The organism is Pseudomonas sp. B1(2018), from assembly GCF_003097365.1.
Taxonomy (GTDB): Bacteria; Pseudomonadota; Gammaproteobacteria; order Pseudomonadales; family Pseudomonadaceae; genus Aquipseudomonas; species Aquipseudomonas laurylsulfatiphila.
Map to the genome: position 1 here is coordinate 258,818 of NZ_PYUK01000003.1, position 25,087 is coordinate 283,904.

Below are 25,087 nucleotides of genomic sequence, written 5' to 3' on the forward strand. Positions count from 1 at the left end.
GATACACTCGCGCGCCCCGCAATCCCCGATCAACACGCCAGGTTGTCAGTTCCCAGATGATACGCAGTACACCCGAAAACAGCTTGCAGGAAGCCCTTAGGCTCTGCAGGAGCAGTTTCATGTCGGTGGGTTTTTTCAGCCTGTTCATCAACGCACTGATGTTGGTCCCGACCTTCTACATGCTTCAGGTCTACGGGCGGGTCGTCACGGGCGGTAGCCTGACGACGTTGGCCATGCTGACCATCATACTGACCTTTCTGCTCGTGACGATGGGCTTGCTGGAGTGGGTACGCTCGCGGATCATGGTTCGTGTCAGCACCAGGCTCGACGTGTTGCTGGGCCGGGATGTCTACAGGGCCAGTTTCAAACGGGCCCTGGACAGCGCTGGCCAGGACGCGTCGGCCCAGCCGCTCAGCGATCTGACCGGGCTGCGCCAATTCATGTCCGGGAACGGCCTGTTCGCTTTTTTCGATGCGCCGTGGCTGCCCATCTATATCGCGGTGCTGTTTCTGTTTCACCCTTGGTATGGCTGGACGGCAATCGGTTGTGCGCTGATCCTGCTGGCGCTGGCCTGGATCAATGAGCAATCCACGGGCAAGGTTCTGGCGGAGGCCAATAAAGAGAGCATCGGTGCGACGCTGCAAACCAACAAGAATTTGCGCAATGCCGAAGTGATCGAATCCATGGGCATGCTTGACTCTCTCATGTCACGCTGGAGTCTGAGGCACAAGAAGGTGCTGCAGTTGCAATCCCGAGCCAGCGATCGCAGCGGGATCATCACGTCGATATCAAAGACTTTCCGTCTGCTTGTTCAATCACTGATTCTCGGCCTCGGGGCTTATCTGGCGGTTAGCCATGAGATCAATCCCGGGCTGGTAATCGCAGGTTCAGTGCTGTTGGGACGAGCCCTGGCCCCCCTGGACTTGATGATCGGCAGTTGGAAAGGATTCATTGCTGCCCGTTCACAATACGCACGACTGAACGGCATTCTCGACCAGCTAAAAGCCGAACCCGAGCGTATGCCATTGCCCGCTCCAATCGGTCATGTGACGGTGGAGAACCTCACCCTGGGCGCTCCCGGAGCAAAGACCGCGATCATCAAAGGCATCGGTTTCAACGCACCGGCTGGCGCGATGATCGGTGTCGTTGGGCCAAGTGCCTCGGGCAAGTCGACGCTTGCCAAGGCCTTGGTGGGCGTATGGAAACCACAGCACGGCGTCGTCCGCCTGGATACTGCCGATATTGCCAATTGGGACAAAAGCCAATTGGGACCACACCTCGGGTATTTGCCGCAGGACATTGAATTGTTCGAGGGCACTATCAGCGACAACATTGCGCGTTTTGGTGTCGTGGACCCGGATAAAGTCGTGCTGGCGGCCAGGACCGCGAGTGTCCACGAAATGATTCTGATGCTGCCTGATGGCTACGATACGGTCATCGGCGAGGGGGGCATCAATCTGTCGGGTGGGCAACGGCAACGTATCGGGTTGGCCCGGGCAATCTATGGCAGCCCGCGGCTTATCGTGCTGGATGAGCCGAACGCTCACCTGGACGAGGTCGGTGAACGAGCGCTGGCGTTGGCGCTGCAACAGATAAAACTCACCGGGGCAACGGTTTTCGTGATCGCCCACCGGACCTCGATTCTGGCCCAGCTTGACCGCTTGCTGGTGATGAACGCCGGCACGATCAGTTTGTACGGCCCGCGGGATCAGGTCCTGGCGCAACTCAACGCGAATCAATTGGCCGCCCAGCAAAAGCCTGCCGCACGGGCAGGCACAGAAGTCGCTTCGACCGAAGTTTGACAGGAAGTTATCGATGAACCGCACGCTCACTACTCCTGCCGATACTTTCGCAGATCTGCCCATGTCCGACAGATCCGTACGCCGTAAAGGATTTCTCATTGTATTCGTGACGTTCGGGCTGTTTGGCGGATGGGCGGCGTTTGCTCCGCTCGACGGTGCGGCTTACGCGCCGGGTGTCGTCACCGTGCAAACGTATCGCAAGACGGTGCAGCATCTGGAGGGCGGCATCGTCAAGGATCTGCTTGCCCATGATGGCGATGTCGTGAAAAAAGGCGACCCCATCATCGTGCTCGACGACGCTCAACTGCGCTCCGAATACGAAATGACCCGCAGCCAGTTGATCGCTGCCAGGGCAATGGAGGCGCGCTTACTGGCCGAGCGTGATGGCCTGCCGATGATCGCGTTCCCCAATGACCTCAATTCCGACAATCAGCGCAGTTCCGAATCGCGTTACGGCGAGATTCAGGTGTTCAACGCACGACGCAGCTCGCGACTTGGACAAATATCGGTCCTGCAAGAGCGTATTGGTCAGTTGAATCAGCAAATCAAGGGAACCGACACCATGATCGGTACCAAGACCAGCTTGCAGGAATCCTATAGCGGCGAAATTGCCGAATTGAAAGAATTGCTGGCCCAGGGTTTTGTCGACAAGCAGCGCATGCTCGAACAGGCACGCAAGCTGGATTTGCTCAAATCCGAAGTGGCGGATCACCGCTCGACCAACATCAAGACCAGGTTGCAGATCAACGAAACCCAGTTGCAGATCCTGCAGATCGACAAGGACTTCAGCGCCGACGTTACCAGGCAGTTGGCAGAGACCCAGACCAAGGCCTATGACTTGCAGGAAAAAGCCTCGGCGCTGGAGGATCGCCTGAGCAGAGTGGTTATCCGCGCTCCGGATGACGGGATGGTGATCGGCATGACGGTTCACACCATCGGTGGCGTCGTGCGACCCGCGACGCCCTTGCTGGATATCGTTCCATCGGTTTCCGATCTGGTGGTCGAGGCGCAGGTCTCACCCAATGACATCGACCGAATCGCCGTCGGCAAGTTGGCGGATATTCGCTTCAATGCCTTCAACACGGCCACGACTCCTGTCATCGAAGGTCGAGTGACCAGTGTTTCCGGCGACCGCCTGATCAACGAAAAGACCAGTGCGCCGTATTACCTTGCCCGGATCAGCGTGACCCGCGAAGGCGCGCGCAAGCTGGGTGATCGCAAGCTGTTGGCGGGCATGCCGGCAGACGTATTGATCAACACTGGAGAGCGCACCATGCTGCAGTACCTGATGCAGCCGGCACGTAACGTTATCGCCCAGTCGATGATCGAGGAGTGATCGTGCGTCTGTTTCCCTGCCTGGTATTGGGTTCGATGGCATTGCCTGTCCACGCCGCCGAAGCGCCGGTCGCCCGCTCCTCTATTGCGACACCGCCAACGGCTTCGGTCAGTAAACAGAGCTACTCGGTTGACTTGATGCAGTTGTATCGCGAGTCACGTCTGGAAGACCCTCGGGTGATCGCTTCTTACTCCAAGGCTCAATCCGGGGTCGAACAGCAAAACCAGGCATTTGGCAGTCTGTTGCCCTCGGTGACGGCTAACGCCGGTTTCAACCGGATCAAACAGACCAACCTTCAGATCGACGAGGCCTACAACAGCCGCAATTATTCGGTGGGGTTGACCCAGCCTTTGTATAACAAGGCTGCCTGGGAAAACTACCAGCACTTCAAGAGCCTGGCAAAGCAGGCGGACTCCGAATCAAAGGAGGCTCAGGCCGAGGCCACGGTGGATCTTGCGCAGCGTTACTTCGCTGCATTGGCTGCCGATGATGAACTTGAACTGGTGCAGGCCGAGCGCAGGGCTACCCAGAAAAACCTCGACAGGGTCAGTGCGCTCTACAGCAAACAGTTGGCAATGGTGACCGATTTGCTGGATCTCCAGGCTCGAGTCGATTCGCTGGCCGCCCAGGAAGTCGATGCACGGAACCAGTCCAGTCTGAGCCGAGTCGCGTTGTCGGAGATTATCGGACGGCCGGTCAAAGAGAAGCTGAGCCGTGTACGTAATGACGTCGAATTGAAGGTGTCCGCCGAAAGCCTGGAGAGTTGGGTGAATCTGGCGATCGCCGACAATCCGGCGATCAAGGCCAGTGAAAATGCCCAGGAGGCTGCGGAGGCTGCCCTGCGCGCTGGTAAGGGCGGGCACTATCCCACGGTCAATCTGAACCTTAGCGCACAGCAGACGAACGAGGGTTACAACAATTCGTTGGCGCCGCAGACCGACAGCTATGTCGCGGGTGTTGGGGTACAGATTCCGATCTATAGCGGTGGTGCGACGTCCGCACGGGTCAGGCAGTTGTATCAGGATCAGCTCACCGCGGAACAGCAGTTGGTGGCGACACGTCGTCAGGTGGTCAAGGAAACGACTAACGCGTATTTGACTGCAGATTCAAGCGTGGAAAAGATTCGTGCCAATCGCAATGCACTGGCTTCGGCCGAGCAGTCACGCATAGCCGCGGAAAAGGCATTCACCTACGGCGTGGTTAATGCCGTGGATGTATTGACGGCGGTGCAGAATGAGTTCACGGCACGTCGCGATCTGCTCAAGACCCAATACGATTTTATAACCAACCTTTTTATTCTGAATCGCTGGGCCGGAAAGTTGTCGCAAGAAAGTGTCGAGAACGTCAATGTCTGGTTGAGCGGGAATGATCAGGTGATCACTTCACCCGAGACATTGCGCGAATAAGTGGTCGCCTGTTTACCGCTCTTGGCGTATCGCGTTGGACAAGATGGCGCGTCGAAAAAAAACGATGTTGGTTTTTACAGCGATTAAGGCGGGGATTAAAACAATAGATCAACTCGGGCCGCGCCTGCGGAGCAAGCGCAGCTCTCGACAATCAACGACGAGATAGATGCATTGAAAGCAGGGCGCGACGCAGAATGGCGACACCCACGCCGAGAATGAATCCGAAGATCAGGCCAAATCCGACGATCAGGGCTTTCTTGGGTTTTATAGGCGCTTGAGGTGCCGTCGCATCTTTATCAACTTGTACCAGGTTGAATTGATCGAAGTTTACACTCAGCTGTTTCAAGTGAGTTAACTCTCCGCGTATGCCTGCGAAGTCCTTGAGAAACAGCTCAGAGTTATCCCGCTCTTTGAGAAGTGCCGCTTCGCGGTTTGTAGCCAACAGGCTGAGTTCTTTTTGAATCTCATCAATACGTGGCTCGGTGAAGTCATCGGAATTACGGGCTACCAAGGTGGCACGTTCTGCTTCCAGTGCCGCCTGTCCCAGGAAGTACAACGGTATTTTCTGATTGTTGACTTCCGTGCGGATCATGTTGCCTTGATGTGCCTGCTCTCCATCTCCCAGCGCCGAGGGCGTGGTGGGTTTTACAATGCCGAGTTTCTTGGCGATGACGATAGCTTCATCAAGCTCTTTGATGCGATTTTGTCTGCGGCTTTGCAGTTGTTGACGCAGTGCTTTGAGTTCGTCTTGAAGTGTTTGTTTCTTTAACTTGTCGCTTTCCAGCAAGTGGGCAATTTTTGAATCTTTTTCCGCCTCATAGACGGATTTTTTTGACTCAAGCTTCTTTTCCACGTTGTCGATACGGTTGGCAACGAGTGTTTTCAAGTTCGCGGCAGCTTTTTCTTTCTCTGCTTTAACGACGAAGTCGGTAAAGGCTCTCAAGATGCCTACGCCATCTACACCCTGAGGGTATCTGAGACTAAGGCCAACGGCTTCGGTAAGACTGGAGCTTTTCCTAGGGTCGATTTTTTCAAGCGAAAATGCTTTTTCGTTGAATTTTTCAAATGTCTCTTCAAGGGATTGCCCTGGCACCTGCAAGGGTGCAAGGAACTGCGGGTTGGCCTGGAAGAATTTAAGGCGGACATCATAAGACTGCATTGATGAGCCAACGTTATTCAGGGCATCATTTGGCAGGATTTTGTAAAGTCCGGACTCGTTCAACTCGTCCAGGTCAGCCAGTGGAACAGGTCGAATAGTAGTTTCAACTTCGTATTCCGGAGTTGCCAACAGGGCGTAAGCAATAGCGGCGGTAACAGTCAGTGCAGTAAACAGTAAAACAATCGCCCGTTGGCTCCAGAGGCTACCAATAAGCTCCTTTACTTCAGCAACTTCGTGTCCGGGAGTATTAATTGTATTTACTGGAATGTTCATTGCGCGCTCTGAAAGTTTGGATAGACGCTCCAAAAGTGTTTCTGGAAAAATATTGTCATCCAGGTTGAAAAATTTACATCCGGTTAAATTTTTTTGGATTTTCCTGCATTTGCTACCAAACAGCAAGGGTGAGAAGCAGTCGCAAATACGTATGCAAGGCCGGTCTGGCATCGCTTCGATGGCTCAAGGACTGGTTCTACGCATGCCCCCCCTGTCCCCAAGGTACCCTTAAAGCGCATTGTTTATCCCCCACCATTGATCGGTCAGCCCGCAATACCATTCATTCCATCGCACAGGGCCGGCGCGGTTTCATGCTCATTCAGGGTCTACTCTCATTCTGGCAGGGTCACCGACGAGAGCCGAGCGTTTCTCGAGAAATAAAATTACGACTATCATATTGCGTATAAATTATGCATATAATGAATACGGCTTGCGCCAGTGTGCGTTGGTGTCAGGCGTCCCTCAGCATCTTTCAGGAGCACTGTCATGAATTCAGTTCAGTCCCAAGGTACGGCCCTTGTCACCGGTGCTTCGTCCGGCATCGGGGCGGTTTACGCCGAGCGGTTGGCGGCCCGTGGTTTTGATTTGTTGCTGGTGGCTCGCGACGAGCAGCGGCTGGAAGCGGCCGCGAGCAAACTGCGCTCGGAGCATGGGATCAAGGTTGAGGTGCTGACGGCGGACCTGACTCAAAAAGCAGACGTGCTGCAGCTCGAACAACGGTTACGCAGCGATTCGAGTATCAGTCTGTTGCTCAATAACGCCGGTGTGGCGGCGGACGGGCTTTTGGCCAATGCCGATCTCGACCAACTGGAGCGAATGATTCAGTTGAACATCACCGCTGTCACGCGATTGGCCGCGGCGGCCGCAGCCGGTTTTACCAAGGCCGGACGCGGCACAATCATCAATATTGCTTCGGTGGTGGCCTTGTTTCCCGAGCGTTTCAATGCGACCTACAGCGCCAGCAAGGCCTATGTATTGAGCCTGACTCAATCGTTGAACGCCGAACTGGACGGCACCGGGGTGAAGATCCAGGCGGTGCTGCCCGGTGTGACCCGAACCGAAATCTGGGAGCGCTCCGGCATCGACGCGTCACAAATTCCTGCGGACATGGTGATGGAGGCGGGTGAGATGGTCGATGCTGCATTGTCGGGTCTGGATCAGGGTGAGTTGATCACTATTCCTTCATTGCCCGATGCGGCGGATTGGAATGCGTTCGTGGCGGCGCGTCTTGTGATGGCGCCTAACCTGTCGAAAAGCAAGGCTGCTGCCCGTTATCGGTAAGTGGCATCAACCAGATCGAGGTGTGAGTGGTATGAGTGATCGTCGTGTGGTTGTAACAGGCATGGGCCTGGTGTCGCCGCTGGGGAGCGGTGTCGAAGTGGTCTGGGAGCGGCTGTTGGCCGGGCGTTCCGGGCTGCGCAATCTGCCGGATGAGGTGGTTGCCGATCTGCCGGCCAAGGTCGGCGGTGCGGTGCCGACGCTGGCAGATGATCCCCAGGCGGGTTTCGATCCGGACCTGGCGACTCCACCCAAGGAACAGAAGAAGATGGACCGCTTCATTCTGTTCGCCATGGAAGCCGCGCGTCAGGCATTGGAGCAAGCCGGCTGGCAAGCGCTGGATGCCAATGCCCAGGAACGCACGGCCACTATCATCGGTTCAGGCGTGGGTGGTTTCGGCGCGATTGCCGACGCGGTGCGGACTACCGATAGCCGTGGTCCGAGGCGTTTGTCTCCATTCACTATTCCTTCATTTCTGGTCAACCTTGCGGCCGGTCATGTCTCGATCCAGCATGGCTTCAAGGGTCCATTGGGTGCGCCGGTCACGGCATGCGCCGCCGGGGTTCAGGCGATTGGCGACGCGGCGCGGATGATTCGCGCGGGTGAGGCGGATATCGCGGTGTGCGGCGGTGCGGAAGCGGCGATCGACCGGGTCAGCCTTGCAGGGTTCGCCGCTGCTCGCGCCTTGTCCAGTGCCTACAACGACACGCCTGAGCGCGCTTCACGACCTTTCGACAGTGGTCGCGATGGCTTTGTCATGGGTGAAGGGGCCGGGCTGCTGGTCATCGAGTCTTTGGACCATGCGCTGGCCAGGGGCGCCAAGCCCCTGGCGGAGCTGGTTGGCTACGGCACCAGCGCGGATGCCTATCACCTGACCGCCGGTCCCGAGGACGGCAGCGGTGCGCGGCGAGCGATGTCGTTGGCATTGGCACAGGCCGGTGTTTCACCGGCGCAGGTCCAGCATCTGAATGCTCATGCGACCTCGACTCCGGTGGGGGATCTGGGTGAGCTGGCGGCGATCAAGGCATTGTTCGGGGCGCAAAATGGCATTGCCGTGACATCAACCAAGTCGGCAACCGGGCATTTGCTCGGTGCTGCGGGTGGACTCGAAGCGATCTTTACGCTGCTGGCGATTCGCGACCAGGTCGTGCCGGCGACCCTCAATTTCGAAAGCCCGGACCCTGCCACTGAAGGCGTGGACATTGTTCATGGCAGCGCACGGCCGATGGCCATCGAATATGCGTTGTCCAACGGCTTCGGATTTGGCGGGGTCAATGCAAGTGTGTTGTTCAAGCGTTGGCAGGATTAATCCTGCGGGTGTTTGAGGTGTTCGCGTGCGACGTCGAGAATCCGTTGGGCAAACCCGGCGTCGGCCACGCTGCGCGATAACAGCAAGGCGCCGACCAGCGTAGACATGATGACGATGCTGCGCTCGGCGGTGTGCTCTCCGTCAAGGGTGTGCCGAATCTGATCGAGTCGCGCCTGGAGCACGACGTCGCTGGTCGGGCTCGGTTGGCCACGCAGCCCCAGTTCCGAAGAAATGGTCAACAGCGGGCAGCCTTCGTGGGGTGAGGTTTGATGCCACTCGGAAAGGTAAGTGTCGATGAAGGCTTCGAGTGGATGCTCCTCGGCGAAGATTTGCGTGCACAACTCGTCGACTTGTGCACCAGCCTCTTGCAAGGCTTTTTCCACCAGTTCGTCTTTGGACTTGAAGTGCGAGTAAAAGCCACCGTGAGTCAGGCCCAGTGCTTTCATCAGGGGTTGCAGCCCGGTCGCGCCGATACCGTCGCGTCGAAATCGTGCTGAAGCTTCCTTGATTATGCGTTGGTGGGTCTGGGCTTTATGGTCCTGCGAGTAACGCATCTGATATCTCCGCATCAATGCGGCCCATATTAACCAATGAAAATTGCATGGTGACTGTACTTCTACGTCTAAAAAGCATGCAGATGCTTCGATATGGGTACAAAGCGGCATGATTTCAGGGCAAGCCACGCAAAAACAAACCCCGCCGTTCAAGGCGGGGTTTTCATTCAGCGGTCCTGCGCTTCCTTGGCGTCCATTTCCGCATTGCGTTCGGCGACGCGCTTACGTTGCTCTTCGGTCAGTTCGACTTTGTTGGCGGTGTCGCGCAGCATCATCAGACCACCAACGATCGAGCCGATGGCAACGACCAGAATCAACCAGGCATACCAGGGCATAGGACTCTCCTTGAAAGCAGGCGGGTCGACGAGGGTTCGTCAACCAATCGCGTATAGCACTTTGAGTGACGGGGTTTCATCGCAGTTCCATCGCTATCACCCCCATTCTATGCCTGTTGTCCAAGGATCACTTGAACGCTTTCAAAGTCCGGTCAGCATCGCATCCGCCGGTGCGTCGGCGCGCAATTGCGCAGTGAGCGTGAAGTACACGAAACCTGCGGCCATGAAGCCTAGGAAGATCAGGCCGATCAGGGTGTTGAACCAGGCCATCGCCACCAGGCACACCACCGCCAGCATCAGCGCAATGAACGGTACCAGCGGGTAGCATGGGGAGTGGAAGGTGCGTTCCAGGTTCGGCTCGGTTTTGCGCAGCCTGAACAGGCTGAGCATGCTCATGATGTACATGACGATGGCGCCGAACACCGCCATGGTGATCATTGCTGCCGTCAGCGTCATGCCACCGAGGTTGATCAAACCGTCGCTGTAGATCGCCGCGATGCCGATCACGCCGCCGGCGATGATCGCCCGGTGCGGCGTCTGGAAGCGCGACAATCTGGCCAGGGACGCCGGCAGGTAGCCGGCGCGGGCGAGGGCGAAGAACTGGCGTGAATAGCCAAGGATGATGCCGTGGAAACTCGCCACCAGGCCGAACAGGCCGATCCACACCAGCATGTGCAGCCAGCCCGAGCTTTCGCCGACCACGGTTTTCATCGCCTGGGGCAGCGGGTCGTTGATGTTCGACAGGGTGCGCCAGTCGCCGACGCCACCGGCGAAGAACATCACGCCCATCGCCAGCAGCACCAGAGTCAAAATACCGCTGATGTAGGCCTTGGGAATGGTGCGTTTCGGGTCCTTGGCTTCTTCGGCGGCCATGGCGGCGCCCTCGATGGCCAGGAAGAACCAGATGGCAAAGGGGATCGCCGCGAACATTCCGGCAATCGCCGGAGCGCCGAACACGTCGCTGCCGGCCCAGCCATTGAGGGCGAAGTTACTGAAGCTGAACGCCGGCGCGACCACGCCCATGAACACCAGCAATTCAGCGACAGCCAACACGCAGACCACCAGCTCGAAGGTCGCCGCCAGTTTCACGCCGAGGATGTTGAGACCCATGAACAGGATGTAGGCACCGACTGCCGCATGTTTCGGGTCCAGGGCTGGAAACTGGACATTGAGATAGGCGCCGATGGCCAGGGCAAACGCCGGTGGGGCGAAGACGAATTCGATCAATGTCGCCAGGCCGGCGATCAATCCGCCTTTTTCCCCAAAGGCGCGACGACTGTAGGCAAAGGGACCGCCAGCGTGAGGAATGGCGGTGGTCAGCTCGGTGAAACTGAAGATGAAGCAGGTGTACATGGTGGCGACCATGAACGAGGTCACCAGAAAGCCCAAGGTCCCGGCCACGCCCCAGCCATAACTCCAGCCGAAATACTCCCCGGAAATCACCAGCCCGACCGCGATGCCCCACAGATGCAACGTGCCCAGCGTGGGTTTGAGTTGTGTGTTCATGCACTTGCTCCCTGAGTGGTTTGGAACGCTCGGGGGGAAGCCGGTGCAGTGGGCGTGCCATTTCGCCTGGGTGCGTCGTAATGGGCTGAAAGGCGTCGTATCGGAGATGTTCGCGTCTGATTGTGCGGATTTTGTGCGTCAGTCGGGGGCGTCGTTGCTGCAAATGCCGCTTTCGCGAGCAAGCCCGCCTGTCTGCTACACGACGCCGCTGCGATGCGGATACGTTGTGTTTCAAGGCAGGTGCGGGCTGCCGTTGATGTTCAGGTTTGTTCGGTAAGGCACTCGCGCAGCGCCGTCTGCCAGTCAGGTTGGCTGACGCCCCAATCCCGTTGCAAGCGACTGCAGTCCAGGCGCGAGTTGAGCGGCCGGGCGGCAGGCGTCGGATAGTCGCTGGACGGGATCGGTAACAGGGCGGCGCAGGGTTTGCCCTGCTGTCGCAATGCCTCACCGATTGCCTGGGCGAAACCGAACCAGGAAGTCTCACCTTGTGCGCTCAGGTGATAAGTGCCCCAGTTGGCCACTTCGTTCGACTGCCAGTGCTCAATCAGGGCAAGGGTGCTGTTGGCGATTGTGCCGGCCCAGGTAGGGGCTCCGATTTGATCGGCGACTACACGCAACTCCGGTTTCTCTTGCAGCAAGCGCTGCATCGTCAACAGAAAGTTGCGGCCATGGGTTGAATAGACCCAACTGGTACGCAGGATCAGGTGTTTGCCTTGCACCTCCTTGATCGCCTGTTCACCGGCCAGCTTGCTCTTGCCGTATACCCCGAGCGGATTGGGCGTGTCGTCTTCGTTGTAAGGTCCGGCTTTCAACCCGTCGAAAACATAGTCCGTGGAGTAATGTATCAACGGGATGTCCAGAGCCAGCGCCTCTTCGGCGAGGATGCCGGGTGCGATCGCGTTGATGGCGAAGGCTGTTTGCGGCTCGCTTTCTGCCAGGTCGACCGCGGTATGGGCCGCCGCGTTGATGATCAGGTCGGGCCTGATGTTTTGCACCTGGCGGCGAATCTGATCGGGTTGCGCGAGATCAAGCTGATCGCGACCCAATACGATCAGTTCGCCAATTCCCCCCAGCCGCCGTTGCAGCTCATGGGAGACCTGACCGTTGCGGCCATTGATGAGTACTTTCATGACAGCAGCCCAGTCTCTTCACGAGGCAAATCCGGCTCACACAGGCTCACTGTTCTTCCCCTGCCAGTTTGGCCAGGTACTGGCCATAACCGGTCTTGCCAAAGTACCGGGCGCGTTCCAGCAGCTGTTCGCGGTCGATCCAGCCATTTTCATAGGCTATTTCTTCGAGACAGGCGACTTTGAGGCCTTGGCGGTGTTCGATGGTCTGCACGTATTGAGAGGCTTCGAGCAAGCTGTCGTGGGTGCCGGTGTCGAGCCAGGCGAAGCCTCGACCAAAGCGCTCGACCTGCAGGTCGCCGCGTTGCAGATAGGCATTGTTGACGTCGGTGATTTCCAGCTCGCCGCGAGGTGAAGGTTTCACCGCCTTGGCGATTTCGATCACATCGTTGTCGTAGAAATACAGGCCGGTAACGGCATAGCTGGATTTCGGCTTTTTCGGTTTTTCTTCAATCGACAGCGCACGGCCGTCGCTGTCGAAGTCGATGACACCGAAGCGCTCGGGGTCCTTGACCCAGTAACCGAACACGGTGGCGCCGGAGCAGCGTTGTGCCGCGTTCTGCAACTGTTCGCCAAAGTGCTGACCGTGGAAGATGTTGTCGCCCAGAATCAGGCACACAGGGTCATCGCCGATGAACGCCTCGCCAATCAGGAAAGCCTGGGCCAGGCCGTCCGGTGAGGGCTGCTCGGCAAAGCTGAAGTTCACCCCGAACTGGCTGCCGTCACCCAGCAGGTTGCGATACTGCGGCAGATCCTGCGGGGTAGAGATCAGCAGGATGTCCTTGATGCCGGCCAGCATCAGCACCGAGATCGGATAGTAGATCATGGGCTTGTCGTAGACCGGCAACAGTTGCTTCGACACGCCGAGCGTAATCGGGTGCAGGCGCGTGCCCGAGCCACCCGCCAAAACGATGCCTTTCATCATGCGAGCAGCTCCTTGGGATTGATGGCGCCAAGGCGTTCACCTTGATAGCTGCCGTCCTGGACACGGCGGCACCACTCCAGGTTGTCCAGGTACCATTGAACGGTTTTACGCAGGCCGGTTTCGAAGGTCTCTTCGGGCACCCAGCCCAGTTCGCGTTCAATCTTGCCGGCGTCGATTGCGTAACGTACGTCATGACCAGGACGATCCTGGACGAACGTGATCAGGTCGGCGTAATGCGCAACGCCCTCAGGCTTGTGCGGTGCCAGTTCTTCAAGCAGGGCGCAGATGCCGCGCACCACGTCGATGTTCTTTTGTTCGTTGTGCCCGCCGATGTTGTAGGTCTCGCCGACGGTGCCGGTGGTCACCACCTTGAGCAGGGCCCGGGCGTGATCTTCGACGAACAGCCAGTCGCGCACTTGCAGGCCGTTGCCATACACCGGCAGCGGCTTGCCGGCCAGGGCATTGAGGATGACCAGCGGAATGAGTTTCTCGGGGAAGTGGAAAGGCCCGTAATTGTTCGAGCAATTGGTCAGCAGCACCGGCAAGCCATAGGTTCGCTGCCAGGCGCGGACCAGATGGTCGGACGCAGCCTTGCTGGCGGAGTAGGGTGAGCTGGGGGCGTAGGGCGTCGTTTCCGTAAACAGGTCGTCGACACCGTGCAGGTCGCCGTAAACCTCGTCAGTGGAGATGTGATGAAAGCGGAATGCGCTTTTCTCGGGCTCCGGGAGGGCTTGCCAATAGGCACGGGCAGCTTCGAGCAGGCTGTAGGTGCCGACGATGTTGGTCTGGATGAATTCCGATGGCCCGTCGATGGAACGATCGACGTGGGACTCCGCTGCCAGGTGCATGATCGCGTGAGGCTGGAAGCGGGCCAGCACAGCACTGACGGTGGCCTGGTCGACAATATCGGCCTGAACGAACTCGTAGCGCGTGTCGTTGGCGATGCTGGTCAGCGATTCGAGATTGCCGGCATACGTCAGTTTGTCCAGGTTGAGCACTTCATGCCCGGTGTGTTGGATCAGCTCGCGAACAAGGGCCGAGCCGATGAAGCCGGCTCCGCCGGTAATGAGGATACGCACGTTGGGCCAGCCTTTTTCAGTAATGCGAATGGCGGTAGCTTGCAGGCGCGAGCGGGGAGGTGCAAGAGCTCTTGACCCATTTGGTTGCGTCGCGCCGATCAGATTCGATTATCCATGAGTTGCCGCCGTCACTCACTACTCTTGCGCACAATTTGGAGTTCCAGGTACGACCCTCGCGGTTTTTTGCGTACCGGAACGCCATCGCGCACCCCCGTAACCCCAGCGTAAACCCACTCTTTACGCATTCTTTATGTCCGGCCCGCACCCTCGGTCTCGTTCCTTTACAGCCTCTTTTCCGACAATGACTCCACACGCGGCAATACGCCGTAACACGGAGAACTTCCATGAGCGTTCTGGACGGGGTGTCACTGCTGTTGGCAGTGGGGCTGTTCATTTATCTGTTGGTTGCGCTGTTGCGCGCGGACCGGAACTAGGAGCGGCTATGCACAGTTATGACTATTGGCTGATCCTCGGGTTTTTCGCCCTGGTATTGGTCCCGGCGCCGTTTCTCGGGCGCTTCTACTACAAGGTAATGGAGGGTCAGCGCACGTGGCTGTCGCCGGTCCTGGGCCCCGTCGAACGCGGTTGCTATCGCCTGGCCGGCGTCGATCCGCAGGCCGAACAGAGCTGGCAGAAGTACGCGCTGGCCTTGCTCGCCTTCAACCTTGCGGGTTTCCTGCTGCTGTTCGCGATCCTGTTGTTCCAGGACCATTTGCCGCTGAACCCGCAAAACCTGCCGGGCCAGGAGTGGACGCTGGCGTTCAACACCGCCGTCAGTTTCATGACCAACACCAACTGGCAGGCTTACAGCGGCGAGGCGTCCCTGAGCTACCTGAGCCAGATGGCCGGCCTCACCGTGCAGAACTTCGTCAGTGCCGCCACCGGCCTGGCCGTACTGGTTGCGCTGTGCCGCGGCATCGGGCGCAAATCCACTGCATCGCTGGGCAACTTCTGGGTCGACATGACCCGCGCCACCCTCTACGGCCTGCTGCCGTTGTGCCTGTTGCTGGCGCTGTACCTGGTCTGGCAGGGCGTGCCGCAAACCTTCGCGCAGTACGTGAATGCGGTGACGGTGCAAGGCGTCGATCAGGTCATTCCACTGGGCCCGGCTGCCAGCCAGATTGCGATCAAGCAATTGGGCACCAACGGTGGCGGCTTCTTCGGCGTCAACTCGGCGCATCCGTTCGAGAACCCGACGGCCTGGAGCAACCTGTTCGAAGTGGCCTCGATCATCCTGATCCCGGTGGCACTGGTGTTCACCTTCGGCCACTACGTAAAGGACCTGCGTCAGAGTCGCGCAATCATTGCCTGCATGCTGGCGCTGTTCCTGATCGGCGGCGCGACCTCACTATGGGCTGAATACCAGCCGAACCCCATCCTGAACAACGTCGCCGTCGAGCAGACTGCGCCGCTGGAAGGCAAGGAAGCGCGTTTCGGCACTACCGCCACGGTGCTCTGGTCGGTGACCACCACGGCCGCGTCCAACGGTTCGGTCAACGGCATGCACGACAGCCTCAACCCGCTGAGCGGGATGGTCGCGCTGGTCAACATGATGGTCGGCGAGGTGATTTTCGGCGGCGTTGGTGCCGGGCTCTACGGCATGTTGCTCAACGTGCTGATCGCGGTGTTCCTCGCTGGCCTGATGATCGGTCGTACGCCGGAGTACCTCGGCAAGAAGCTGCAAGCCAGGGAAGTGCAATTGCTGGTGCTGACCCTGATGGTCATGCCGATTGGCGTATTGGTGCTCGGCGCGATTGCCGCCAGCCTGCCAGGCCCGGTGGCCTCGGTGAGCAATCCCGGCGCCCACGGTTTCAGTCAGTTGCTCTACGCCTACACCTCGGCCAGTGCCAACAACGGTTCGGCGTTCGGTGGCTTCGGTGCCAACACGCCGTTTCACAACCTGATGCTGGGCCTGGGTATGTTGATCGGTCGCTTCGGTTACATCCTCCCGGTTCTGGCCCTGGCCGGCAGCCTGGCGATGAAGAAAACCGCACCGATCGGCCAGAACAGCTTCCCGACCCACGGCCCGCTGTTCGTGACCTTGCTGACCGTGACCATTTTGCTGGTGGGCGGCCTGACATTCCTGCCGACCTTGGCGCTGGGCCCGATTGCTGAACATCTGAGCATGGCCTTCTGAGGAAGTTGAAGATGAATATGCCCGTATCCAAAACCGTCGCCGTCAAGGCGCCGGAACAACCGAAAACCGCGATCTCGGCCCTGTGGCGCCCGGCGCTGGTGCAAGCCTTCGTCAAGCTCGACCCACGGCAATTGCAACGTGCGCCGGTGATGCTGGTGGTCGAACTGACCGCGATCCTGACCACCGTGCTGTGCTTCATTCCCGATACGGCCGTACCGACCTTCGTCGCCGCGCAAATTGCCGTGTGGCTGTGGTTCACCGTGTTGTTCGCCAACTTCGCCGAAGCCTTGGCCGAAGGTCGTGGCAAGGCTCGCGCCGACAGCCTCAAGGCCGGTAGCGAAGGCTTGAGCGCCCGGCGCAAAACCAGCAATGGCACCTTTCAGGTCGTGCCGGCCACCAGTCTGCGCAAGGGCGATGTGGTGCGTGTCGAAGCCGGGGAGATGATTCCCGGTGACGGCGAAGTGCTCGAAGGCATCGCAGCGGTCAACGAAGCGGCGATTACCGGTGAGTCGGCACCGGTGATTCGTGAGTCCGGCGGCGACCGCTCGGCCGTCACCGGCAACACACGGCTGGTGTCCGACTGGCTGTTGGTGAAGATCACCGCCAACCCTGGTGAGTCGACCCTGGACCGCATGATCGCCCTGGTCGAAGGCGCCAAACGCCAGAAAACCCCGAACGAAGTGGCGCTCGACATCCTGCTGATCGGCCTGACCCTGATCTTCCTGCTGGTGGTTGTCACCCTGCAACCGTTCGCCCACTTCGCCAACGGCAGTTTGCCGCTGGTGTTCCTGGTGGCGCTGTTGGTCACCTTGATTCCGACCACCATCGGCGGTCTGTTGTCGGCCATCGGTATCGCCGGCATGGATCGTCTGGTGCGGCTGAACGTGATCGCCAAGTCCGGTCGTGCGGTGGAAGCGGCGGGGGACGTGCACGTCCTGCTGCTGGACAAGACCGGCACCATCACCTTCGGTAACCGTCGTTGCTCGGCGGTGTATGCCGCGCCAGGCGTGACAGGCAAGGAATTGGCCGAAGGCGCGTTGCTGGCGTCGCTGGCCGACGACACCGCTGAAGGCAAGTCGATCGTCGAGTACCTGCGTGGCACTCATCCGCAACCGGAACCGTCCGCCGACCTGCTGACAGCCGTGCCCTTCAGTGCCGAAACCCGCTTGTCCGGTGTCGACTATCAAGGGCGTGTGTACCGCAAGGGAGCGGTGGATTCATTGCTGGCCTTCGTCGGCCTGAAACGTGCTGACCTGGCACCGGCCCTGTCCCGCGAAATCGACAAGATCGCGCAAAGCGGCGGCACCCCCTTGCTGGTCTGCGCCGACGGCAAGTTGCTCGGCGCGATCCACCTCAAGGACGTGGTCAAGCCCGGTATCCGCGAGCGTTTTGCCGAGTTGCGCAAGCTGGGCATTCGCACGGTCATGGTCACCGGCGACAACCCGTTGACTGCAGCCGCCATCGCCGCTGAGGCCGGTGTGGACGATGTGCTGGCGGAAGCCACGCCGGAGAAAAAACTGGCGCGCATTCGTCACGAGCAAAACGACGGTCGCCTGGTCGCCATGTGCGGCGACGGCGCCAACGATGCCCCGGCACTGGCCCAGGCGGACGTCGGCATGGCGATGAACGACGGCACCCAAGCGGCACGTGAAGCGGCCAACATGGTCGACCTCGACAGCGACCCGACCAAGTTGCTGGACGTGGTGCAGATCGGCAAGGAATTGCTGGTCACCCGCGGTGCGCTGACGACCTTTTCCATCGCCAACGACGTGGCCAAGTACTTCGCGATCCTGCCGGCGCTGTTCGCCGCGATTTACCCGCAACTGGGTGTGCTCAACGTGATGCACCTGAGCAGTCCGCAGAGCGCGATTCTGTCGGCGATTGTTTTCAACGCGTTGATCATCGTGGTGCTGATTCCCTTGGCATTGCGCGGTGTACGCGTGCAGGCGGCGAGTGCGGCGGCGTTGCTGCGACGCAATCTGCTGATCTATGGCCTGGGCGGGATCCTGGTGCCGTTCGTGGGCATCAAGGCGATCGACATGCTGTTGACGGCGTTGCATCTGGTTTGACTGAACATGCCCCTGTAGGAGCGAGCTCGCTCGCGATGGTGGTTAACGATAACGCGTGCTTGCTGACTGTACGCGGTGCTCTCAATTACATCGCGAGCAAGCTCGCTCCTACAGGTTTTTCCCGTGAATTCGAGGATTTTGAAATGTCCACATTGATACGCCCGGCCCTGAGCCTGTTGGTCCTGATGACGCTGATCACCGGCGTCGCCTATCCACTGGTGGTCACAGGCGTGGCCCAGGTCGCGTTCCCGGATCAGGCCAACGGCAGCCTGGTGCGCGATGCCGAAGGCAAGGTCCGCGGTTCCTCGCTGATCGCCCAGGATTTCGTCGGCGACGCCTGGTTCCACCCGCGTCCTTCGGCCGGTGCCTTTGCCACCGTATCGAGCAGCGCCAGCAACCTGTCGCCGAGCAACCCGGCCCTGGCCACGCGGGTGATCGACGAAGCCGGCAAGCTGCTGGTGCCCGGCCAGGGGCCGGTGCCGTTGGCGTTGGTCACGACCTCGGGCAGCGGTCTCGATCCGCACTTGCCACCGGCGGCGATTGCCTATCAACTGGCGCGTGTCGCGGCGGCGCGCAATTTGCCGGTCGCGTCACTGCAACAGCTGCTGGACGCGCACATCGAACAGCCATTGGTAGGCCCGCCGGTGGTGAATGTGCTTGAGTTGAATCTGGCGCTGGAAAAGCTGTAGATCAAAAGATCGCAGGCTTCGCCAGCTCCTACAGGATCCACGCCAACCCCTGTAGGAGCTGCCGAAGGCTGCGATCTTTAAAGGCAACACCCCCCAATTCAAAGTCAAACAAGGCAATTACAGATGAGCAACTCCGGCCGCGCCGACGCGCTGTTAGCAGACCTGCCCCGCGATGGCCGTGGCCGGCTCAAGGTATTTCTCGGCGCCGCGCCCGGAGTCGGCAAGACCTACGCCATGCTCCAGGCGGCCCACACTCAGTTGCGCCAAGGGGTAAAGGTCATTGCCGGCGTCGTCGAAACCCACGGCCGCGCCGAAACCGAAGTACTGCTCAGCGGCTTGCCGCAGCAGCCGTTGGTGCGCTCGGAATACCGTGGTGTGTTGCTCGAAGAAATGGACCTGGACGGGCTGATCAAAGCCAAACCGAAACTGGTGCTGGTCGACGAGCTGGCGCACACCAACGCACCCGGCAGCCGTCACGAAAAACGCTGGCAGGACATTCAGGAACTGCTCGCCGCCGGCATCGATGTCTACACGACAGTCAACGTCCAGCACCTGGAAAGCCTCAACGATCAGGTGCGTGGCATCACCGGCGTGCAGGTCCGTGAAACCTTGCCGGACTGGGTGCTGCAAGAAGCCTACGAACTGCTGCTGATCGACTTGCCGCCACGGGAACTGCTCGAGCGCCTGCGCGATGGCAAGGTCTATGTGCCGGAGCAGGCGCGAGCGGCCATTGACGCGTTCTTTTCCCAGACCAACCTGACAGCCCTGCGCGAATTGGCGATGCAAACCGCGGCGGCTCAGGTCGATAACGATCTGGCCCTGGGCTATCGCCAACTCGGACAAGCGGCACCAGCGGTGCGCGGGCGTTTGCTGGTAGGGGTGGACGGCGATGCCCAGGCCGAGCGTCTGGTACGGCATGCCAGTCGCGTGGCCCAACGGCGGCACCTGCCCTGGAGCCTGGTGCACGTGGACAACGGTCGAGTGCGTGACGAACAGTCCCGCCTGCGCCTGCAGAGCGCCCAGCAACTGGCCGAACGCCTGGGCGGTGAAGTGGTGTTGCTGCGCGCCGGTGAGGTGGCGAAAACCCTGATCCAGCATGCCGCCGAACGTCGCGCCAGCCTGGTGCTGGTGGGTCAGTCCCGGCCGAGATTGCGCCGCCGCCTGTTCGGTGGCGGGTTGGCGGCGCGGCTGCTGCGCAATGCGCGCGGACTGGAAATCAACGTTCTCGATAGCGATCACGAACAGCATCAACCCCATCAGCGGTCGGTGGGGTCACTGGTCTGGTTCGACTACGCGCTGGCCGTGGTCGCGACGGTTCTGGCCAGCGCCCTGGCCTGGGCCGTGGCGAGTGTCCTGCCACTGCCCAATATTTCACTGGTGTTCCTCGCCGCCGTGCTGCTGGTGGCGGTGCGCAGCAGTCTCGGGCCGGCGCTGGCCTGTGCGGCGCTGTCGTTTCTGACCTATGACTTCCTGTTCATTCCACCGACTTTTTCTTTCAGCATCCAGCGCGAAGAAGACGTGCTGACCTTGCTGTTTTTCCTGCTGATGGCAGCCCTCACCGGCAACCTCGCGGCGCGCCAGCGCAGGCAATTGCAGGCCCTGCGCGATACCCAGGAAGAGACCACTGAATTGCTCGACCTGTCACGCAAACTGACGGCCGCCACCGACCGCCAGGCCGTGGTCAGTGCGGCCGCCCAGCACCTCAACGGTTGGAGCGATGTGCAACTGTGTCTGCTCAATCGCGACGGGCAGAGCGGCTGGAAAGTCGAAATCGGTGGCCCGCTGGAGTTTAGCGAGGCTGAGCGCGCCGCCGCCGATTGGGCCTGGCAGCACGATCAACCGGCAGGTGCGGGCACCGGCACCTTGCCGTTCGGCCGCTGGTGGTGGTGGCCGTTATCGGTCGAGGACGGCCCGCTCGCGCTGCTTGGCGTGTGCGCCAAGGAAGGCCAGACCCTGAGCGGCCAGCGCCGTCGTTTGTTGACCGCGCTGAGCCAGCCGCTGGCCCAGGCGCTGGCCCGGGCGCAACTGGCCGATGATCTGGAAGCGGCGCGGCTGCACGGTGAAACCGAGCAGTTGCGCAGTGCCTTGCTGGCTTCGGTGTCCCACGATTTACGCACTCCCTTGACGTCCATGCGCGGCAGTATCGATAGCCTGCTGGCCCTGGGAGAAGCGATCCCGCTGGAGGATCGGCGTGAACTGCTCGAAGGCACCCGCGATGAAGCCGAGCGTCTTGATCGTTATATCCAGAATCTGCTCGACATGACCCGCCTCGGCCACGGCGCCTTGAAGCTGGCGCGGGACTGGGTGTCACCGGCCGATATCGTCGGCAGTGCGCTCAATCGCCTGCGCGCAGTCCTTGCGCCGCTGCAAGTCAGCACCGACGTGCCGGCCGAGTTACCGCTGCTGTATGTGCACGCCGCGCTGATCGAACAGGCATTGGTCAACGTGCTGGAAAACGCCGCGCGGTTTTCGCCGCCCCACGGGCGTTTGCAATTGCGCGCCGGGGCCGACGACGGTGAGCTGTTCTTTTCGGTCAGCGATGAAGGCCCGGGGATTCCGGAGGAGGATCGGGCGAAGATTTTCGACATGTTCTACACCGCGGCACGAGGTGATCGGGGTGGGCAGGGGACCGGGCTGGGGCTGGCGATCTGTCAGGGCATGGTTGGTGCCCATGGCGGGCGCATCAGCGTCGCCGACGGCATCGAGGGGCGTGGCACCTGCATCACGTTGCACCTGCCGCTACAGGCTCAGCCGGGATACGAGAGTGAAGCCTGATCCTGCTTGCGCTAATCTCTTGCCACTTCTTTGTGTTGATGTGAACTCATGAGCCAGACCGCGACCATCCTGGTCATCGACGACGAACCGCAGATCCGCAAATTCCTGCGCATCAGCCTTGCTTCACAGGGCTACAAAGTGCTGGAGGCCGGCACGGGCAGTGAAGGCCTGGCCCAGGCAGCATTGAACAAACCGGACTTGCTGGTGCTCGACCTCGGCTTGCCGGACATGGACGGCCAGCAGGTATTGCGCGATTTTCGCGAGTGGTCGACGGTGCCGGTGCTGGTGCTCTCCGTGCGCGCCGGTGAAGGGCAGAAAGTCGAGGCCCTGGATGGCGGCGCCAATGACTACGTGACCAAGCCGTTCGGCATCCAGGAATTCCTGGCGCGGATTCGTGCGTTGCTGCGCCAGGTGCCCGTGGGCGAAGCCCAGCCAGCGGCGCTGAACTTCGGTCCTTTGACGGTCGACCTGGCGTATCGCCGGGTGCTGCTCGACGGTAACGAAGTCGCCTTGACTCGCAAGGAATACGCCGTGCTGGCGCAACTGGCTCGGCATCCCGGGCGGGTGATCACCCAGCAGCAATTGCTCAAGGACATCTGGGGGCCGACGCACACCGAAGACACTCACTACCTGCGCATCGTGGTCGGGCACTTGCGCCAGAAACTGGCGGATGACCCGACCCAGCCAAGATTCATCGTGACCGAGGCGGGGGTGGGGTATCGGTTGTTGAGTGAGTAGTTTTGAAATTTTGTGGTGACAGATCTGGCGCTTTCGCGAGCGAGCCCGCTCCCACATGGGATTTTGTGTACACCAAAGATTCACTGTGGGAGCGGGCTTGCTCGCGAAGAGGGCATTACATTCAATCGAGAACTTTCAGGCTTTCAATTCTGCTCATTCTCATACCGATCCAGCGTATCCCGCGCAATCTCCCGTCCCAGCGCGATCAGCTCCGGCGCCTTGTAGAACTCGAAAAACCGGCACACGCGCTTGGGCACGTTGATCAGGATGTCCGGCGGATACCCGGCAATCTTGTACTGCGCCAGCGACGTCTGCATCACCTCGAAACTCTGGTTGATCAAATCGAGCAAGGACGCCGGTCCGACGTTATCGATGATGAACGAGCCGGTGGCGGAGCGGGGCGCGCCACTGGCTTCCGGAGCAGCAGCGGGTTGCTGGGCTTCGGGTTCGGCGGACTCGATCCACGGATTGAAATCCGCCCCTTCGGCTTTCAACGCTTCCTGCTCCAGGATCAACAATTGCTCCGCCTGTTTACGCCGGAACGGCAACTTCGAGCCGACAGAGCTGATCAGGTTGTCGAAGCGGGTCTTGAACGCGGCAGGGCGCTGGATCACCGGCAATTGATAGTGGCGTTGGTTGGTGGAGTTGAGGTTGACCGCGATGATCAGGTCGCAATGGCTCGACACCACGGGCACGATCGGCAGCGGGTTGAGAATGCCGCCATCGACCAGCATGCGGTTGCCCTGCATCACCGGGGTGAACAGGCTGGGAATCGCTGCCGAGGCGCGCATCGCCTGGTGCAGGCAACCTTCCTGGAACCAGATTTCCTGCTGGTTGGTCAGGTCGGCGGCAACGGCGGTATAGGGGATGCGCAAGTCTTCGATGTTGATTTCGCCGACGATCTTGCGAATCTGCCCGAACACCTTCTCGCCACGAATCGCCCCCAGTCGAAAACTGACGTCCACCAGGCGCAACACGTCGAGATAATCCAGGCTCTCGATCCAGTCGCGGTAATCGTTGAGTTTGCCGGCGGCATAGATCCCGCCCACCACCGCGCCCATGGAGCAACCGGCGATACAGGCAATGTCATAGCCGCGCCGTTCGATCTCTTCAATGACCCCAATATGTGCGTAACCTCGGGCTCCACCCGAGCCTAATACCAGTGCGACACGCTTTTTCATGAATCGCCCTCGTTTGAATGCTTCAACAATGCACCCATCGAGGGGCATGCTTCAATCGTCATGGTCGTTCGAGGGGACAAGAGCGTCGTATTTTCGACACTCCATGGTGGCACAGGGTTGTTCGCGTCAGCGCTATAGTTCGCACTGCGGACCAACGGCACTTTTCAGCTGCCACACCGTCTTACCTGCATGACTGTTGACCTATTTTTGAGGAGTAAGTGATGAAAGCCTGGATCTGCGTGCCATTGATTGCCCTGGCGCTCGCCGGTTGTGCCGGCAAAACCGCCTATCGCGACAGTTGCGGAAGTAACCTGGATGCGGCATGGCATGAACTGGACCTGGCTAAAGCCGAAGGTTTCGCCGGGACCGTCAGCTACTCCAAGGCCCTGTCGCTGTTGACCGCGGCCAAGACCCAGCAGCAATTCGAAGGGTTCGAAGGCTGCACCCACAAGGCCGAGAAGGCTCGTTTCTATATTCGTGAGTCGCGCGCGGGGCGTTGAAGGCAAAAAGCAGCTGCAGCCTCTAAGCTACGAGTTGCAAGACTCTTCGGGCTTGCAGCTCGCAGCTTGCAGCCTGGCGCTGTTTACGGAGTAACCCCCCATGATCGATCGGCTGGTGGCTCATGTCCTGGGCCTGGAAGTTCGTCTGCTGGCCTGTCAGGCCCGCTTGAAAGAGCGTACCGACCCTGAAGCTTTACACGATCTGCGCACCACCATGCGTCGGTTACGCAGCCTGTTGCGACCCTTGCAAGGATTACCCGGTGTCGAACAACTGGAAGCGGCCGCCTCACGGGTGGGCGATCTGACCACGCCGTTGCGTGATCGCGAAGTGCTGGCGGCGTACCTGCTTGAGCACGGTCAACCCCGAGCTGCACAGTGGCGCATGGCGCAAATGGCCGAAGCCTATCCGGCCGTGGCGACCAGTCCCGAGCTCGCACAATTGCTGATCGTCCTCGATGCGTTTCCGCGTTTTCTGCGCGCTGCCCAGCGCCAGGGATTGCTCAAGGGCCTGCGCAAGCGCATCGAAAAACGCCTGGGCAAACAGTGGAAAAAACTCGACGAAGCACTGCACGACCCGGCCCACGACCGTCATCGGCTACGCCTGCTGATCAAGCGCGTACGCTATGGCATCGACGCTTACCCCGAGCTGGACCGTTTGCCGAAAGCGGCCATGCCCCGATTGAAATCGGCCCAGGGCGCACTGGGCGACTGGCACGATTGCGTGCAATGGCTGGCCATGGCTGAGCAGGAGGCGGATTTGCAGCCCTGTGTTGCAGTGTGGAAAGCCACTATGGCCGAGGCTGAACAGTGTGCAGACCGGGTGCTGGAAAAACTCAGTCGCGATTGTTTTAAATCCTGAGAACACCACCGAACAAATGTGGGAGCGGGCTTGCTCGCGAAGACGGTTTG

At 59.8% G+C, this 25,087-nt stretch carries 21 protein-coding genes; 13 read left to right on the forward strand and 8 right to left on the reverse strand.

Going from position 1 to position 25,087, the window contains the following annotated elements:
• The first annotated feature begins 59 nt into the window (after nucleotides 1–59).
• Genes C9422_RS06315 through C9422_RS06325 form a run of 3 tightly spaced genes read left to right on the forward strand, consistent with a single transcriptional unit; the run spans nucleotide 60 to nucleotide 4,544 of the window.
• Nucleotides 60–1,802, forward strand: coding sequence for a type I secretion system permease/ATPase (locus tag C9422_RS06315; protein WP_116580131.1), 1,743 nt, complete (start codon nucleotides 60–62; stop codon nucleotides 1,800–1,802).
• A gap of 13 nt (nucleotides 1,803–1,815) precedes the next feature.
• The gene (locus tag C9422_RS06320; RefSeq protein ID WP_116580042.1) at nucleotides 1,816–3,138 is read left to right on the forward strand and encodes an HlyD family type I secretion periplasmic adaptor subunit; all 1,323 of its coding nucleotides are present in this window, start codon (nucleotides 1,816–1,818) and stop codon (nucleotides 3,136–3,138) included.
• A 35-nt stretch (nucleotides 3,139–3,173) separates the two neighbouring features.
• Nucleotides 3,174–4,544: a TolC family outer membrane protein gene (locus C9422_RS06325; protein WP_116580132.1), complete on the forward strand. Its 1,371-nt coding sequence runs from the start codon at nucleotides 3,174–3,176 to the stop codon at nucleotides 4,542–4,544.
• A 151-nt stretch (nucleotides 4,545–4,695) separates the two neighbouring features.
• Here the strand turns inward: C9422_RS06325 and C9422_RS06330 are convergent, their stop codons facing one another.
• Entirely contained in the window at nucleotides 4,696–5,976 is a 1,281-nt protein-coding gene (locus C9422_RS06330) for a Wzz/FepE/Etk N-terminal domain-containing protein (protein WP_116580043.1), read from the reverse strand.
• Between the two features lie 486 nt (nucleotides 5,977–6,462).
• Here C9422_RS06330 and C9422_RS06335 point away from each other — a divergent pair, with 486 nt between their 5' ends.
• Both C9422_RS06335 and fabF read left to right on the forward strand, forming a co-directional pair.
• Entirely contained in the window at nucleotides 6,463–7,257 is a 795-nt protein-coding gene (locus C9422_RS06335) for an SDR family oxidoreductase (protein WP_116580044.1), read from the forward strand.
• Between the two features lie 31 nt (nucleotides 7,258–7,288).
• A complete protein-coding gene (fabF, locus tag C9422_RS06340; RefSeq protein WP_116580045.1) occupies nucleotides 7,289–8,563 on the forward strand; it encodes a beta-ketoacyl-ACP synthase II in 1,275 nt (424 codons plus the stop codon).
• On the opposite strand, the gene C9422_RS06345 is transcribed toward fabF, so the two are convergent.
• The 6 genes from C9422_RS06345 to rfbB all read right to left on the reverse strand — a co-directional run bounded on the left by C9422_RS06345 (nucleotide 8,560) and on the right by rfbB (nucleotide 14,089).
• Complete coding sequence (locus tag C9422_RS06345) at nucleotides 8,560–9,117, reverse strand: TetR/AcrR family transcriptional regulator (RefSeq protein ID WP_116580046.1); 558 nt, start codon at nucleotides 9,115–9,117, stop codon at nucleotides 8,560–8,562. The two genes, fabF and C9422_RS06345, sit on opposite strands and share 4 nt — an antisense overlap.
• A gap of 167 nt (nucleotides 9,118–9,284) precedes the next feature.
• On the reverse strand, nucleotides 9,285–9,452 hold the full coding sequence (locus tag C9422_RS06350) for a DUF2897 family protein (protein ID WP_079246726.1): 168 nt from the start codon (nucleotides 9,450–9,452) through the stop codon (nucleotides 9,285–9,287).
• Nucleotides 9,453–9,593: 141 nt separating this feature from the next.
• Nucleotides 9,594–10,958 carry an ethanolamine permease gene (eat, locus tag C9422_RS06355; RefSeq protein WP_116580047.1) on the reverse strand — a complete coding sequence of 455 codons (1,365 nt, stop codon included), beginning with the start codon at nucleotides 10,956–10,958 and terminating at the stop codon, nucleotides 9,594–9,596.
• A 260-nt stretch (nucleotides 10,959–11,218) separates the two neighbouring features.
• The gene (rfbD, locus tag C9422_RS06360; RefSeq protein ID WP_116580048.1) at nucleotides 11,219–12,088 is read right to left on the reverse strand and encodes a dTDP-4-dehydrorhamnose reductase; all 870 of its coding nucleotides are present in this window, start codon (nucleotides 12,086–12,088) and stop codon (nucleotides 11,219–11,221) included.
• Between the two features lie 46 nt (nucleotides 12,089–12,134).
• Nucleotides 12,135–13,010, reverse strand: coding sequence for a glucose-1-phosphate thymidylyltransferase RfbA (gene rfbA / locus C9422_RS06365; protein WP_116580049.1), 876 nt, complete (start codon nucleotides 13,008–13,010; stop codon nucleotides 12,135–12,137).
• On the reverse strand, nucleotides 13,007–14,089 hold the full coding sequence (rfbB, locus tag C9422_RS06370; RefSeq protein WP_116580050.1) for a dTDP-glucose 4,6-dehydratase: 1,083 nt from the start codon (nucleotides 14,087–14,089) through the stop codon (nucleotides 13,007–13,009). The genes rfbA and rfbB overlap by 4 nt, the downstream gene beginning before the upstream one ends.
• Nucleotides 14,090–14,433: 344 nt before the next feature.
• Between rfbB and kdpF the strand changes: the two genes are divergently transcribed.
• The 6 genes from kdpF to C9422_RS06400 all read left to right on the forward strand — a co-directional run bounded on the left by kdpF (nucleotide 14,434) and on the right by C9422_RS06400 (nucleotide 22,497).
• The gene (gene kdpF, locus C9422_RS06375) at nucleotides 14,434–14,523 is read left to right on the forward strand and encodes a K(+)-transporting ATPase subunit F (protein WP_007899818.1); all 90 of its coding nucleotides are present in this window, start codon (nucleotides 14,434–14,436) and stop codon (nucleotides 14,521–14,523) included.
• A gap of 8 nt (nucleotides 14,524–14,531) precedes the next feature.
• Nucleotides 14,532–16,226: a potassium-transporting ATPase subunit KdpA gene (gene kdpA, locus C9422_RS06380; RefSeq protein ID WP_116580051.1), complete on the forward strand. Its 1,695-nt coding sequence runs from the start codon at nucleotides 14,532–14,534 to the stop codon at nucleotides 16,224–16,226.
• Between the two features lie 11 nt (nucleotides 16,227–16,237).
• On the forward strand, nucleotides 16,238–18,295 hold the full coding sequence (kdpB, locus tag C9422_RS06385; protein ID WP_116580052.1) for a potassium-transporting ATPase subunit KdpB: 2,058 nt from the start codon (nucleotides 16,238–16,240) through the stop codon (nucleotides 18,293–18,295).
• A 143-nt stretch (nucleotides 18,296–18,438) separates the two neighbouring features.
• A complete protein-coding gene (gene kdpC, locus C9422_RS06390; protein ID WP_116580133.1) occupies nucleotides 18,439–18,984 on the forward strand; it encodes a potassium-transporting ATPase subunit KdpC in 546 nt (181 codons plus the stop codon).
• A 123-nt stretch (nucleotides 18,985–19,107) separates the two neighbouring features.
• The gene (locus C9422_RS06395; RefSeq protein ID WP_116580053.1) at nucleotides 19,108–21,759 is read left to right on the forward strand and encodes a sensor histidine kinase KdpD; all 2,652 of its coding nucleotides are present in this window, start codon (nucleotides 19,108–19,110) and stop codon (nucleotides 21,757–21,759) included.
• A 48-nt stretch (nucleotides 21,760–21,807) separates the two neighbouring features.
• Nucleotides 21,808–22,497 carry a response regulator gene (locus C9422_RS06400; RefSeq protein WP_116580054.1) on the forward strand — a complete coding sequence of 230 codons (690 nt, stop codon included), beginning with the start codon at nucleotides 21,808–21,810 and terminating at the stop codon, nucleotides 22,495–22,497.
• Between the two features lie 143 nt (nucleotides 22,498–22,640).
• On the opposite strand, the gene C9422_RS06405 is transcribed toward C9422_RS06400, so the two are convergent.
• Nucleotides 22,641–23,678, reverse strand: coding sequence for a patatin-like phospholipase family protein (locus C9422_RS06405; protein ID WP_116580055.1), 1,038 nt, complete (start codon nucleotides 23,676–23,678; stop codon nucleotides 22,641–22,643).
• Nucleotides 23,679–23,899: 221 nt separating this feature from the next.
• Here C9422_RS06405 and C9422_RS06410 point away from each other — a divergent pair, with 221 nt between their 5' ends.
• Both C9422_RS06410 and C9422_RS06415 read left to right on the forward strand, forming a co-directional pair.
• Nucleotides 23,900–24,178, forward strand: coding sequence for a hypothetical protein (locus tag C9422_RS06410; protein ID WP_104448937.1), 279 nt, complete (start codon nucleotides 23,900–23,902; stop codon nucleotides 24,176–24,178).
• Between the two features lie 100 nt (nucleotides 24,179–24,278).
• On the forward strand, nucleotides 24,279–25,037 hold the full coding sequence (locus C9422_RS06415) for a CHAD domain-containing protein (RefSeq protein ID WP_116580056.1): 759 nt from the start codon (nucleotides 24,279–24,281) through the stop codon (nucleotides 25,035–25,037).
• Nucleotides 25,038–25,087 lie beyond the last annotated feature (50 nt).